Annotated in this window: 18 protein-coding genes; 9 read left to right on the forward strand and 9 right to left on the reverse strand. The window is 69.5% G+C overall.

From position 1 onward, the window contains the following. Position 1: 1 nt before the first annotated feature. Entirely contained in the window at positions 2-493 is a 492-nt protein-coding gene (locus tag OG885_RS21260; protein WP_405733956.1) for a GbsR/MarR family transcriptional regulator, read from the reverse strand. Positions 494-567: 74 nt separating this feature from the next. On the opposite strand from OG885_RS21260, the gene OG885_RS21265 reads away from it, so the two are divergent. From OG885_RS21265 to OG885_RS21280, 4 genes are all read left to right on the forward strand, one after another. Further along, on the forward strand, positions 568-1,458 hold the full coding sequence (locus OG885_RS21265) for an ATP-binding cassette domain-containing protein (protein ID WP_405733958.1): 891 nt from the start codon (positions 568-570) through the stop codon (positions 1,456-1,458). Further along, positions 1,458-3,026: an ABC transporter permease gene (locus OG885_RS21270; protein WP_405733960.1), complete on the forward strand. Its 1,569-nt coding sequence runs from the start codon at positions 1,458-1,460 to the stop codon at positions 3,024-3,026. The genes OG885_RS21265 and OG885_RS21270 overlap by 1 nt, the downstream gene beginning before the upstream one ends. A gap of 40 nt (positions 3,027-3,066) precedes the next feature. Further along, entirely contained in the window at positions 3,067-3,285 is a 219-nt protein-coding gene (locus OG885_RS21275; protein WP_405733962.1) for a hypothetical protein, read from the forward strand. A 101-nt stretch (positions 3,286-3,386) separates the two neighbouring features. Beyond that, positions 3,387-3,926: a hypothetical protein gene (locus OG885_RS21280; RefSeq protein WP_194078413.1), complete on the forward strand. Its 540-nt coding sequence runs from the start codon at positions 3,387-3,389 to the stop codon at positions 3,924-3,926. Positions 3,927-3,945: 19 nt separating this feature from the next. On the opposite strand, the gene OG885_RS21285 is transcribed toward OG885_RS21280, so the two are convergent. Both OG885_RS21285 and OG885_RS21290 read right to left on the reverse strand, forming a co-directional pair. Beyond that, positions 3,946-5,151 carry a cytochrome P450 gene (locus OG885_RS21285; protein ID WP_405733964.1) on the reverse strand — a complete coding sequence of 402 codons (1,206 nt, stop codon included), beginning with the start codon at positions 5,149-5,151 and terminating at the stop codon, positions 3,946-3,948. A 42-nt stretch (positions 5,152-5,193) separates the two neighbouring features. Next, positions 5,194-6,186 carry an aldo/keto reductase gene (locus tag OG885_RS21290; RefSeq protein WP_405733966.1) on the reverse strand — a complete coding sequence of 331 codons (993 nt, stop codon included), beginning with the start codon at positions 6,184-6,186 and terminating at the stop codon, positions 5,194-5,196. A gap of 108 nt (positions 6,187-6,294) precedes the next feature. Between OG885_RS21290 and OG885_RS21295 the strand changes: the two genes are divergently transcribed. Next, complete coding sequence (locus OG885_RS21295; protein ID WP_405733968.1) at positions 6,295-6,885, forward strand: TetR family transcriptional regulator; 591 nt, start codon at positions 6,295-6,297, stop codon at positions 6,883-6,885. A 3-nt stretch (positions 6,886-6,888) separates the two neighbouring features. Here OG885_RS21295 and OG885_RS21300 read toward each other — a convergent pair whose 3' ends face one another. From OG885_RS21300 to OG885_RS21310, 3 genes are read right to left on the reverse strand one after another with little or no spacing between them, the layout of a single operon-like run. Beyond that, complete coding sequence (locus OG885_RS21300) at positions 6,889-7,326, reverse strand: VOC family protein (RefSeq protein WP_405733970.1); 438 nt, start codon at positions 7,324-7,326, stop codon at positions 6,889-6,891. Further along, a complete protein-coding gene (locus tag OG885_RS21305) occupies positions 7,305-7,505 on the reverse strand; it encodes a DUF397 domain-containing protein (RefSeq protein ID WP_405733972.1) in 201 nt (66 codons plus the stop codon). The genes OG885_RS21300 and OG885_RS21305 overlap by 22 nt, the downstream gene beginning before the upstream one ends. Then, the gene (locus tag OG885_RS21310) at positions 7,502-8,356 is read right to left on the reverse strand and encodes a helix-turn-helix domain-containing protein (protein ID WP_405733974.1); all 855 of its coding nucleotides are present in this window, start codon (positions 8,354-8,356) and stop codon (positions 7,502-7,504) included. Before OG885_RS21310 ends, OG885_RS21305 begins: the two co-directional genes overlap by 4 nt. Positions 8,357-8,542: 186 nt before the next feature. Here OG885_RS21310 and OG885_RS21315 point away from each other — a divergent pair, with 186 nt between their 5' ends. The 4 genes from OG885_RS21315 to OG885_RS21330 all read left to right on the forward strand — a co-directional run bounded on the left by OG885_RS21315 (position 8,543) and on the right by OG885_RS21330 (position 10,328). After that, on the forward strand, positions 8,543-8,956 hold the full coding sequence (locus tag OG885_RS21315) for an ATP-binding protein (protein WP_405733976.1): 414 nt from the start codon (positions 8,543-8,545) through the stop codon (positions 8,954-8,956). A gap of 90 nt (positions 8,957-9,046) precedes the next feature. After that, positions 9,047-9,511 (forward strand): SRPBCC domain-containing protein, encoded by a 465-nt coding sequence (locus tag OG885_RS21320; RefSeq protein ID WP_405733978.1) that lies wholly within the window; start codon positions 9,047-9,049, stop codon positions 9,509-9,511. Beyond that, positions 9,508-9,846, forward strand: coding sequence for an ArsR/SmtB family transcription factor (locus OG885_RS21325; RefSeq protein WP_405733980.1), 339 nt, complete (start codon positions 9,508-9,510; stop codon positions 9,844-9,846). Before OG885_RS21320 ends, OG885_RS21325 begins: the two co-directional genes overlap by 4 nt. Before the next feature lie 41 nt (positions 9,847-9,887). Further along, the gene (locus tag OG885_RS21330) at positions 9,888-10,328 is read left to right on the forward strand and encodes an SRPBCC domain-containing protein (RefSeq protein WP_405733982.1); all 441 of its coding nucleotides are present in this window, start codon (positions 9,888-9,890) and stop codon (positions 10,326-10,328) included. Positions 10,329-10,332: 4 nt separating this feature from the next. On the opposite strand, the gene OG885_RS21335 is transcribed toward OG885_RS21330, so the two are convergent. From OG885_RS21335 to OG885_RS21345, 3 genes are all read right to left on the reverse strand, one after another. Then, on the reverse strand, positions 10,333-10,905 hold the full coding sequence (locus OG885_RS21335) for a dihydrofolate reductase family protein (RefSeq protein WP_405733984.1): 573 nt from the start codon (positions 10,903-10,905) through the stop codon (positions 10,333-10,335). Between the two features lie 126 nt (positions 10,906-11,031). Then, positions 11,032-11,697, reverse strand: a complete 666-nt coding sequence (locus OG885_RS21340) for a response regulator (RefSeq protein WP_399952558.1) — start codon at positions 11,695-11,697, stop codon at positions 11,032-11,034. Further along, entirely contained in the window at positions 11,694-13,043 is a 1,350-nt protein-coding gene (locus OG885_RS21345; RefSeq protein ID WP_405733986.1) for a sensor histidine kinase, read from the reverse strand. Before OG885_RS21345 ends, OG885_RS21340 begins: the two co-directional genes overlap by 4 nt. Positions 13,044-13,047: the final 4 nt, after the last annotated feature.

Consider the following 13,047-nt stretch of genomic DNA (forward strand, 5'->3'; position numbering starts at 1 on the left):
GCTACCGGTCGCCGAAGAGCCGGGCGCGGTGGGCCCGCCACCGTTCCATCATCTGGGCCACGTCCTTCTCGATGAACTCGAAGAACGCGAGGGTCTCGGCCAGTCTGTGCCCCGCCGGAGTCTCGGCGCCCAGGCTGGCCACGCCCTCGCGCAGCGCGTCCTCCCAGCGCTTGATGATCGCCTCGCGGTTGGTGAGCGCCTGGTACCACTGGTCGGAGTGGACCCGGTACCGCTCCCGCCGCGAGCCGGGCTCCCGCTCGCGCGACAGCATGTGCACCTGCGACAGATAGCGCACGGCTCCGGACACGGCCGCCGGGCTGATCTGAAGCTGCTCGCTCAGCTGGGCCGAGGTGAGGGCCCCGCTGTCGGAGGCGAGCAGCGCGGCGAACACCCGGGCCGGCATCCGCGCCAGCCCCGCCTCGACGAGCTGCGCCGCGAAGCGCTCCACGAACCGAGAGACCGCCTCCGGGTCCCGCCCCACCGCGTCCATCATGGTCACCACCCTATCCGGGCTTCATACGCTTCCTTAACTTCACAAATTTCTGAAAGAAGCGTACGTTCAAAATCATGACGAAGGCAATCAGCGTCTCGGGGCTCCACAAGGCGTTCGGCAGGACGCACGCACTCGACGGACTCGACCTGGACGTCGAGGTCGGCGAGGTGCACGGCTTCCTCGGCCCGAACGGCGCCGGCAAGTCCACCACCATCCGCGTCCTGCTCGGCCTCCTGCGCGCCGACTCCGGCGCCGCCCAGGTCCTGGGCCGCGACCCCTGGGCGGACGCGGTCGAGCTGCACCGCCGGATCGCCTACGTCCCCGGCGACGTGACGCTGTGGCGCAACCTGTCCGGCGGCGAGGTCATCGACCTCATGGGGCGCCTCCGCGGCGGCCTAGACACCAAGCGGCGCGCCGACCTGATCGACCGCTTCGAACTCGACCCCACCAAGAAGGGCCGCACCTACTCCAAGGGCAACCGCCAGAAGGTCGCCCTGGTGGCGGCCTTCGCCTCGGACGTGGACCTGCTGATCCTCGACGAGCCGACCTCGGGCCTCGACCCCCTCATGGAGGAGGTCTTCCAGCGCTGCGTCGAGGAAGAGCGCGACCGGGGCCGTACGGTCCTTCTCTCCTCCCACATCCTCAGCGAGGTCGAGGAGTTGTGCGACCGCGTCAGCATCATCCGCAACGGCCGTACGGTCGAGACCGGCTCCCTCGCCGACCTGCGCCATCTGACCCGCACCAGCGTCGCGGCCGAACTGGCCGGCGCCCCCAACGGGTTGGCGTCGCTCCCCGGCGTCCACGACCTCGACATCCAGGGCAACCGGGTCCGCCTCCAGGTCGACACCGACAAACTCGACGCCGTACTGCGGCAGTTGAGCGAGTCCGGCGTGCGCTCGCTGACCTCGACACCGCCCACCCTGGAGGAGCTGTTCCTGCGCCACTACCAGGAGGCGGCGTCGTGATGACCTCCCTCGCGGGCACGGGCGTGCTCCTCCGCTTCTCCCTGCGCCGCGACCGGCTGCTGATCCCCGCCTGGGTCGCGGTGAACACGCTGATGGTCCTCTCCATGCCGAGCAGCATCGAGTCGCTGTACGGCACGGCCGCCGAACGCGCCGACCTGGTCCACCAGGTGGAGACCAACGCGTCCTTCCGGGCCCTGATCGGCCCGGTCTTCGACACGTCGACCGGCGCGCTGACGGCCTGGCGCGTGGGGGTCTACGCGGGCCTGCTGGCGGCCGTCATGAGCCTCCTGATCGTCGTACGGCACACCCGGGACGAGGAGGAGAGCGGGCGGCAGGAGCTGGTGGCGTCCGGCATGGTGGGCCGGCGGGCGGCGCTGACGGCGGCGCTGCTGACGGCGGGCGTCGCGAACACGGTCCTCGCGCTGCTGGTGACGGCGGGCCTGGCCGGTCAGGGAGCGGTGGGCGCCCTGGCGCTCGGCCTCGGGGTGGCCGCGGTCGGCATGCTCTTCGCCACGATGGCGGCGATCGTCGCCCAGCTCACCGAGAGCGCGCGGCTGGCACGGGGCCTGACGTCGGGGGTGCTCGGCGTGGCGTTCGTGCTGCGCGCGGCCGGCGACTCGGCGTCGGACGACGGCAGTTCGGCACTGACCTGGCTCTCCCCGCTGGGCTGGCTGGAGAACCTGCGCCCGTACGCGGACGAACGCTGGTGGGTGCTCCTGCTGTTCACCGCGGCGATCGGCGGACAGGCCTTGGTGGCCTACGCGTTGGCGGGCCGCCGGGATGTCGGAATGAGCTTCTTCCCGACCCGCCCGGGCCCCGCCACCGGCCGGCTGTCCACCGCGGGCGCCCTGGCCTGGCGACTGCAACGCGGGAGCGTCTACGGCTGGAGCCTCGCCTTCTTCGTCGTGGGCGTGGTCTACGGCGGTCTGACGGACGGCGTGGCGGACCTGGTCGGCGACAACGAGAACGCGCGCGAGATCTTCGAGCGGATGGGCGGCCAGTCCGGCCTGGAGGACGCGTTCCTGGCGTCGATGATCGGGATGATGGGCCTGATCGCGGCGCTGTACATCGTGGGCGGCGTGCTGCGCCTGCACGGCGAGGAGACCTCGGGCCGCGCGGAGCCGGTCCTGGCGAACGCGGTGAGCCGACTGGGCTGGGCCGCCGGTCATCTGGTCGTCGCCTTCGGCGGGGCGGTGCTGCTCATGCTGCTGACGGGACTCGGCTTCGCCGTGGGCTACGGCAAGGAGGTGGGCCCGATCCTGGGCGCGTGCCTGGTCCAGGTGCCCGCGGTGTGGGTGATCGGCGGCCTGGCGGTCGCCCTGTACGGGCTACTGCCGAGGGCGGCGATGGCGGCCTGGGGTGTCGCCGGTGTCGTCCTGCTCATCGGCTGGGTGGGCCCGGCGCTTGACACACCGCAGGCGGTACTGGACCTGTCCCCCTTCGGCCATCTGCCCAAGTTGCCGGGCGGGGAGATGAGTTGGGGGCCGGTGGTGCTGTTGACGGGCATCGCGGTGGCGCTGCTCGCGGCCGGCCTGGCGGGGTTGCGGCGCCGGGACCTGACCACCTGACACGGAACCTCCGCGCGGCCTGCGCGCGTCCGTCCTGAACATGGGACAACGCGCACAGGCCGCGGCAGGCTGCCTGACCGCCGCCACCGGGGCCGGCCTGGGGCTGGCGGTGTGGGCCGTCGACGTACGGCCCCGACTCTGGCGCTTCGAACAGAGCCCGGACTGGAGCGTGCTCTACGCCGAGCTGCCGCTCGCGATCCTCGGCGGAACCGCCGCCGCGCTGGTGGTCTGGGCCCTGGCCCGACGGATCGGACGGTGACGGCGACTCCGTGCACGCTGCAACCATCTGGCGTCCGAACGAGTCTTCCCCCTTGCTGCTCGTCGCGGACGCGGGAGCCGCGTCGTACGAAGGGATGCCAGATGGCACGACAGAGGGCGGAGCGCGGTACCCCGGAGGGCGAGAGACAGCGGCGGATGCGCCGGGCCGCCGTGTCCGGCGGTGTCACGGCCGTCTGCCTCGGTGGCGGGGCCATCGCCCTCGACGGGTTCTCAGGCGCCGCCCCTTGGTGGCTCGTCGCACCGCTGACCGTCCTGTGCGGCGTCTTCGCCGGCTGGGCGGGGGCGAGGACGGGCCGTGAGAACGCCCTCCGCGCCGAGACGCTCGCGCCAGGCGAGAAACTGCTCAGCACCTACACCGTGCGGCCGCCCTTCACACCCGGGCGAGCCCCCACCCCCTACGAGAACCCGCCCTTCCAGCTGCTGCTGACCTCCCGGCACCTGCAGCTCTGGGAGCACGCCAACCTCCTGTGGGCGTACCCCTGGCCAGAGCTGCGCCTGACCGCCGACGGGCCCCGTCTGAAGATCTACCACCAGGGCCAGGAGGCCGGCTTCATGCTCCTCGAACCCCCGGGCTCGGTCCACGAGGTCCTGCTCGCGGGCCGTCGCCTCGGGGCGTCGTGAGAGAGGCCGGCCCCCTGGGCTACTCCACCTCCACCCGGAGCCCTTCCAGCCCCCTGATGACGAAGTTCGGCTTCCGCTCGGGCTCGGCGGCCAGGGTGAGGGTCGGGGCCTTCTCCAGCAGGGCCGTCATCGAGGCGGCCAGTTCGATACGGGCCAGCGGGGCGCCGATGCAGTAGTGGATGCCGGCGCTGAAGGAGATGTGCGGGTTGTCCGGGCGAGTGAGGTCGAGGCGCTCGGGGTCCTGGAACACCGCCGGGTCGTGGTTGGCGGAGCCGAAGAGCATGGCGATCTCCGCACCCCTGGGGATCGTCGTGCCGTCGATCTCGATGTCGTCCAGCACCCAGCGCTCGAAGAGCTGGAGCGGGGTGTCGTAGCGCATCAACTCCTCGATCGCGGACGGGATCAGGGAGTGGTCCGCGCGGAGGGCCGCGAGCTGGTCCGGGTTGCGGAACAACGCGTACCAGCCGTTGACGGTGGCGTTGACCGTCGCCTCGTGCCCGGCGTTCAGCAGCAGCACGCAGGTCGAGATCATCTCCTGCTCGGTGAGCCGGTCGCCCTCGTCATGGGCCGCGATGAGACCGGAGATGAGGTCGTCGCCGGGTTCGTCGCGTCGTACGGCGATGAGCCCGCGCAGATACTCCGAGAACTCGACGGAGGCGCGGACCGCCTTCGCCGCCACGTCCTCCGGAGGGTTCAGCTCGTACATCCCGCAGATGTCCGCCGACCAGGGCCGCAGCGGGCCGCGGTCGGCCTCCGGGATGCCCAGCATCTCGGCGATGACCGCGACGGGCAGCGGTTCGGCGACGTCGCCGAGCAGATCGCCGCCGCCCTTCCGCACCAGCCCGTCCACCAGTTCCCCGGCGAGCCGGGCCACGTACGGCTTCAGGCGCTCCACCGTCCGGGGCGTGAACGCCTTCGACACCAGCCGCCGGATGCGGGTGTGGTCCGGCGGCTCCAGGTCGAGCATGCCGTGGTCGTTGAGGGTGTGGAACGGCTCGTGCTCGGCGGGCGGCGGGGTGCGGCCGAAGTCCTCGTGCGAGAACCGGTGTTGATACGTCCGCCCCAGCCGCCGGTCCCGCAGCAGTGCCGACACGTCGGCGTGCTGCGGGACCAGCCACTGGTTGGTGGGCTCGTAGTACTGGACGCGGCCCTTGGCGCGCAGGTCGGCATAGGCGGGGTACGGGTCGGCCAGAAATGCCGGGTCCCACGGGTCGAAGGCTGCCATGAACGGACGCTAGCCCGACCCTCCCCCTCCTGACCAGGGGTGTCAGACCCAGACCGGGACGTGTTCCGCGGCGTAGCGGGCACCGAAACCGCCGTGGGGGAGGATCTCGGCGATCGCTTCGAGGTCGGCGCCGGTCAGCGTGAGGTCCGCCGCGGCCGCGTTCTCCTCGATGCGCCGCACGCTGCGGGTGCCCGGGATCGGCACGATGTGCTCGCCGCGGGTGAGGAGCCAGGCGAGTGCCAGCTGGGAGACGGTGGCGTCCTTGGCCGCGGCGAGGGCGGCGAGGCGCTCGACGGCTGTCACGTTCTTCTCGAAGTTGCCGGGCTGCCAGCGCGGGTCGCCGCGGCGCATGTCGGTCGTGTCGTACTCACCGGCGGGCTTGGCCGTGCCGGTGATGAAGCCGCGGCCCAGCGGGGAGTACGGGACGAAACCGATGCCGAGTTCGTCGAGGACCGGGAAGAGCCGCTCGACGTCCCGCTCGAAGAGGCTGTACTCGGTCTGGAGCACCGACACCGGCTGTACGGCGTGGGCGCGGCGGATGGTCTGCGGACCTGCCTCGCTGAGCCCGAAGTACTTCACCTTGCCCGCGTCGATCAGCTCCTTGACCGTCCCGGCGACCTCCTCGATCGGCACGTCCGGGTCGACGCGGTGCTGGTAGAAGACGTCGATGTGATCCACGCCGAGGTAGCGCAGGCTGTTGTCGGCGACCTTGCGGATGTTGTCGGGGCGGCTGTTGAGCCCGAAGCCCTTGGACATGTCCGACAGGTCCGAGAGATCGAAGCCGAACTTCGTGGCCAGCACGACCTCGTCCCGGAAGCCCTTGACCGCCTTGCCGACCAGGATCTCGTTGGAGCCCGTGCCCCAGCCGTAGAGCTCGGCGGTGTCGATGAAGGTGACGCCCAGCTCGTGGGCGCGCTGGATCGCGGCGACGCCTTCCTGCTCGTCGCCGGGCCCGTAGGCCATGGTCAGACCCATCGAGCCGTAGCCGAGCGCCGAGACGGTGAGGCCCTGGCCGCCGAGTGTCCTCTGCTGCATGACGTACTCCTGCCCATCAAGTCAAACCAAAATGTTTGCTTTGATCGACTGTACGCCCGGAGGGTGGCCCTCGCCAAACAGAACGTTTTGGCTGGGTAACCTCGACGCATGACCTCTTCGACGACCCCGGACTCGACCCGCGACCGCATCGTCACCGCGGCGCGGGCCGAGTTCGCCCGGTACGGGATCGCCGGCGCCCGCATCACCCGTATCGCCAAGGCCGCGAAGACCAGCACGGAACGCCTCTACGCGTACTTCCGCAGCAAGGAAGAGCTCTACGGCTTCGTCGCCGGACGGGAACTGGCCGCGGTCTCCGAAGCGACCCGCTTGGACCCGACCAACCTCCCCGAATACGCCGGCCGCGTGCACGACTACTTCATCCAGCACCCCGACCGCTACCGGCTCGTGAGCTGGGGCCGCCTGGAACTCGCCGGTGACACCGCAGACGACCCCGCGATGAGGGAGACCATCCGCCGCAAGACCGAGCAGATCCGCAAGGCACAGGAGGCCGGCCAACTGGACCCCTCCTGGGAGCCCATCGACATCCTCGTCTTCCTCAACCAGATCGCCTCGGCCTGGGCGGGCCAGCTCGACCTGGTGGACGCGGTCGCGGACCAGGTCCGCGACCGGTCCCTGACGGCACGCCGGGCCGCGGTGGTGCGGGCGGTGGAACGGCTGTTCCCGGCGACGGGGTCGTAGCGGTCAGGGGCGGCCGAAGTCGGGCAGCGTGACCGTCCCGTCCTCCGCGAGGGGGAAGCCAGGGTTGTGGGCGATCTCCCAGGCGTGTCCGTCGGGGTCGGTGAAGGCGGCGGAGTAGAAGCCGATCTCGTTGAGGTTGGCGAGCTTGGTGACGGTGCCGCCGGCGGCTTGCGCGGCGGTGAGGAGTTCGTCGACCTCGGCGTCGCTGCGGACGTTGTGCGCGAGGACGATGCCGCCGAAGGCGGGCGGTTCCTTGTCCGCCTCCAGACCGCAGTCGGCGGCGAGCTTGTCCCGGCCCCAGAGGACCAGCCCGAGACCGCCGGCCTGGAAGAATACGGTCTCCTGAACCTCCTGGCCCTGCCAGCCGAGCGCTTCGTAGAAGGCTTTGCTGCGGGCCAGGTCGGAGACGCCGAGGGTGATCAGGGTGACTCGCTGTTCCATGGGGGGACTTCTTCCTTCAGGTGGTTGATGAGAGCCGTGAAGGAGGGGAGGGGGAAGGAGAGGGTGGCTCGGGTGGGGGTTTTTGAGTCGCGGAGCAGTACGCGGGTGGGGGTGGTGGCTATCTCGACGCAGGCGTCCCCCGCGCCTCCGCCGGAGTAGCTGGACTTTCGCCAGTTCACGACAGCTCCTTCGCCAGGCGGTAGATGAAGTCACGCGACGCAACGGGGTCCAGCGCCGCTGTCTGCACTCTACGGAAGAGGGTTCTGAGGTGCTCCAGCTGTGGCTGCGCATCGATGTGCCTCGCGCCGGTAGGAGCATCACGTAGGGCTGTGTCCAACTGGCGCACCGGGCCGCCGATGTACAGCATTGAGGCTCCCGCGCCCGCGAAGCCTTCTCGCTCCACAGGGATGACACGCACTACCGCTTGACCTGCGTCGATCTTGTCGAGGATGAAGCGGAGTTGCGCGAGTGATGCCCGGCGGTCAGACACATGCACGCGCAGAGCGAACTCGTGGACGATCGTCTCGTACGGAACCGGAGTATCTCGCTCGATCACAGCTTTGCGTTTCATCCGGTGCTCAACCCGGAGTGCCACATCATCCTCGGAGTGGCCCGGGTTCGTGTAGGCGAACACCGAGCGGGCGTAGTCGGCCGTCTGAAGCAGGCCCGGAACGTAGTACGTCACCACTTCGCGCAGGTACGCCGCGTGGTACTCGATCTCTGCCGTGTCCAGGAACACTGGATCGAGGACCCCCCGGTACTGCTCCCACCAACCCCGGGTCCGGTCGACCGCGATTGCCACGAGCGCTTCGATCAACGCCTCGTCCGTGCAGCCGTAGACGGCAGCAAGGCGACGCACTCGCTCCTCACTCGCACCAGCAAGGCCCGCCTCCACCACACTCATCTGGGCCGAAGTCGAATTCAGCAGCTCGGCGACCTCGCGAGCCTTCAGTCCAGCAGCCTCCCGTAGACGACGCAGCTCGGCACCGAGTCGCACCTGACGTGCCGTGGGTTGACTCCTCGGCGCCATTCGCTCTCCTCAACTGCCGTGCCGTCTTGCCACGTTCGGGTGTCAGATTACGACATCCGCTTGCGCCAGCAAAAATTTATGCAATACCGTCAGTGATGCAAAGCACACCGTGCGGAAGTGCACCGCGACCACCCTGCGGCACCGCCACCGCACCCAACTCCCCACCCCCTGAACGGAGTTATCCGCATGCCCGAAACCACCGCCGACCCCTGGGAGTACTCCCTCTACATCCCCAACGACCCCAGAGCCGTCACCGTAAGTCGCCGCACCCTCCGCCTCATCCTGACCATGCACGGCCTCATCACCCTCGTCGACGCCGCGGAGCTGCTCGCCGCCGAGCTGGTCTCCAACGCCGTTCTCCACACGGACGGCCCCGCCGCCCTCCGCCTCCGCTGGCGGGACGGCGTCCTGCGCATCGGGGCCTGGGACGCCGACCCCGAACCCCCGGACCCTCCCCAGAAGTTGACCGGCGACCTGGACGCCGAATCCAGCCGCAGCCTCGCCCTCGTCGCCGCCACCTCCGACCTCTGGGGCTGGCAGCCGCTGTCCAGATTCGGCAACCGCGGCAAGTACGTGTGGTGCGAGCTGGCGACGGCGTAAGCGCGACACGCAACCGATGGTTGCACGTAATCACCTCCCGGGCTTACAGTGATACGCAACCAAAGGTTGCGAAAGGGCCGGGTGGGAGACATGGAGTACGGCAGCATCGAGCGGGAGATCCACATCGACGCCACGCCCGAGGTGGTCTACGAGGTCGTCAGCAGACCCGAGCATCTGAGGGAGTGGTGGCCGGACGAGGCCGAGCTCAAGCCCGTGCCCGGAGCCATCGGCGTCATCTCGTTCGGGGACAGGAACGCGCCGGACGCCAAGGTCGAATCCCTCACCGTCGTGGACGCCGATCCGCCCCGGCGGTTCTCCTTCCGGTGGGTGTACGACGAGGGCGAGGCCGCGACACCGACCAACTCCCTGCTGGTGACCTTCGAACTGACCGCGTCCGGCTCCGGCACGCTGCTGCGCTTCAGCGAAGCCGGCTTCCGGGAACGGGGCTGGGAGGCGGCCGTGCTCGAGAACGCCTACCGCGAGCACGCCACCGGCTGGGACCACTTCCTGCCGCGCCTCGTCACCTACGTGAACCGGCTGGTGTCCACGCCGTGAGCGTCACCGTCGACGACGAGCTGTGGTCCGCCGTCGGAGACCCGACCCGGCGCCGGATGGTCGACCTGATGCTGGCCGACGGCTTCGGCACGGCGACCTCGCTGAGCGAGCGGCTGCCGGTCACACGCCAGGCGGTCGCCAAACACCTCGGCGTACTCCACCGGGTCGGGCTCGTCCACGCCACCCCGTCCGGACGCGAGCGCCGATACGAGGTGGATGAGGAGCAACTCGCCCGTGCCACAGCCCAATTGGCCTCGGTCGGGGCGAGCTGGGACGCGCGGCTGCACCGCATCAAGCGCATCGCCGAGGCGATCCAGCGCGACCGGGAGCACTGACCCCGGCCATCAGGAACACCACATCAGAGAGAGGTATCGAGATGCCCGACATCCTGCACAGGATCGGAATCACCTCATCCCCCGACGCCGTCTACACGGCCCTGACCACCGTCGAGGGGCTCGCGAACTGGTGGACGCAGGACACGGAGGGCGACCCCGGAGTCGGGGGAGTCATCCGGTTCCGTTTCGTACCCGGCGGGTTCGACATGAAGGTCCTGGAGACTCAGCCCACCGAGCGCTTGCTCTGGGAGGTCGTCGACGGCCCCGAGGAATGGATCGGCACCCAAATCCGCTTCGACCTCAAGCAGGAGGACGACTTCACCATCGTGCTGTTCCGGCACGAGGGCTGGAAGGAGCCGGTGGAGTTCATGTACCACTGCAGTACCAAGTGGGCGACCTACCTGATGAGCCTGAAGAAGCTGATCGAGACCGGCAAGGGCGAGCCCTCGCCGCACGACGTCCAGATCAGCAACTGGCACTAGCGACTCAGCGGACCACGTCGAAGACGTTCTTCTGCAGGCCGTTCGCATACGCCTCGTGCTCGACCAGCTTCAGCTGCTGCTTGTCCTTGTCCGTGGTGGAGAAGAGACGCTTGCCGGCGCCGAGGAGGACCGGGAAGACCAGGAGGTGGTAGCGGTCGATGAGGTCGGCGTCCGCGAGGGACCGGTTCAGGGTGGCGCTGCCGTGGATGATGATCGGGCCGCCCTCGGTCTTCTTCAGCTCGGCGACCTCGTCGAGGGAGCGCAGGATCGTCGTGTCGCCCCAGTTCGAGACGAGGTCGTCCTCGGTGAGGGTCGTCGAGACCACGTACTTCGGCATCACCTTGTAGTCGGCGAACTCCTCCATGCCGGGCCACACCGGGCTGAACGCCTCGTAGCTGGTCCGGCCCAGCATCATCGCACTCGCCTCCTTCTGCTCGCGGCCCTTGATCTCGAACGCCTCGGGGAGGAACTCGATGTCCTTGAAGGTCCAGCCGGAGTTCCGGTAACCGGGCTCGCCGCCCGGGGCCTCCACTACGCCGTCGAGCGAGATGAAGGCGGTGCTGATGAGGGTGCGCATGTCGGTTCCTCCGTCGTCTGTCTGTGAGTTTGTTTGTGTGGTGTTCAGCTGTGATCTACGACCGCTGATCATGGAGAAACTCATCGGCTGACGCCCACCCTATTTTTTCCGGACCCCCTACGCCCCCTATCCCGGCGTCACCAAGCGCGCCTCGTACGCGAACACCGCCGCCTGCGTCCGGTCCCGCAGCCCCAGCTTCACCAGCACCCGGCTGACATGCGTCTTGATCGTCGACTCCGCCACCACCAGCCTCCCCGCGATCTCCGCGTTCGACAGGCCCTGCGCGATCAGGACCAGGACCTCCGTCTCGCGTTCGGTCAGATCGCCGTAGGCCGCGTGGGCGGAGGGCATCAGCCGGGGGGCGTCGGAGAGCTTCGAGAACTCCGTGATCAGGCGTTTGGTCACGGAGGGCGCCAGCAGGGCCTCCCCCGAGGCCACCACCCGCACCCCGTCGGCCAGTTGGCGGGCCGAGGCGTCCTTCAGGAGGAAGCCCGAGGCTCCTGCCTTCAGGGCCTGGTAGACGTATTCGTCGAGGTCGAACGTGGTCAGGACGAGGACCTTCGCCGCACCGTCCGCCGCCACGATCTCGCGCGTCGCCTCGATGCCGTTCAGCTCCGGCATCCGGATGTCCATCAGGACCACGTCCGGGCCCAGTTCACGGACCTTCGCCACCGCCTCACGGCCGTTGACGGCCTCGCCGACGACCTCGATGTCCGGCATCGCGTTGAGGAGCACCGAGAAGCCCTCGCGCACCATCATCTGGTCGTCCGCGATCAGTACGCGGATGGTCATGCGTCACCCTCGCTCGTACTCGTACTCGTACTCGGCACCGGCAGGTACACCGCCACCTCGTAACCCCCCTCGTCCGTCGCGCCCGCCGTCATCTCGCCGTTCAGCATCGAGACGCGCTCCCGCATCCCCGTGATCCCATGGCCGGCGCCGGGCGACGGCTTCAGCAGGGCCCCGGCGGGTGGCGCGCCGTTGACTATCCGCAGGCCCAGGCCGCCGAGGACGTAACCGATCTCCACCTGCGCGGTCGCGCCCGGCGCATGCCGCAGCGTGTTGCTCAGCGCCTCCTGGACTATGCGGTACGCCGACAGCTCCACCCCCTGCGGCAGCTCTCGCACCGCCCCGGTCACCGTCTTCTGTACGGACAGACCCGTGTCCCGCACATTGGCCAACAGTCCGTCGAGGTCGGCGAGCGTGGGCTGCGGGGCGTCCGGGGCCTCGTAGTCCTCGGCGCGCACCACGCCCAGCACCCGGCGCAGTTCGGTGAGCGCCGCCACCGCGTTCTCGCGGATCGTCGCGAAGGCGCGCTCCAGCTCCGGCGGCGGGTTCTCCACCCGGTAGGGGGCCGCCTCGGCCTGGATGGCGACGACCGACATGTGGTGCGCCACCACGTCGTGCAGCTCGCGGGCGATCGTCGAACGCTCCTCCAGCAGGGTGCGCTTGGAGCGCTCGTGCGCCGTGACGGTCTGCTGGGCGGTCACCTCCTGGCGGGCCTCGCGGCGGGTGTGCCACACGGCGACGACCAGCAGGACCAGCGCGGAGAGGACCAGCATGGGGGCCGTGTCGTCGCCGTAGTAGTAGACCGGGCCGAGGATCACGTCCGCCACGAAGCCGTACGCCGCGGTGACGGCCCACATGTACGCCGCCGTACGCGGCTTGGTGCGTATCGCCACGACCGTCAGCACCGTGAGGTGACAGGCGAAGCTGGCCGGCAGCCAGGGGTAGCCGTCCATGTAGCTGCCGAAGACCTGGCTGACCGGGGTGGCCGCCATCGACAGCCAGAACGCCGCGGTCGGCCGGAGCATGGTCAGCAGGATCGGAAGCACGGCGAGTGGAGCGAGCAACGGGGCCACGCTGGTGTCGACCGTCGCCAAGAGCAGCGTGATCAGGGCTGCCGCGGAGATCACGGCATGGGGTGTCCAGGCCGCGTACCCGCCCAGGGAGCCGGGCAGCCGCCGGGTCAGCGGGCCGTCGACCCGCATCCGGGGCAGCGGGCGGTAGGCGAAGGCGTCATGGAAGAGGTCCTGCCGGAGCCCGCGCAGGGCGCTCGCGGCCAGCCGGTACTCCGGGCTGCGCGGCTTGGCCCCGTCCCCCGCCGGCGGTGTCTGCATGTGGGTCGTCTCGGTCACATAC

It is taken from the genome of Streptomyces sp. NBC_00028, assembly GCF_045041065.1.
Lineage (GTDB): Bacteria > Actinomycetota > Actinomycetes > Streptomycetales > Streptomycetaceae > Streptomyces.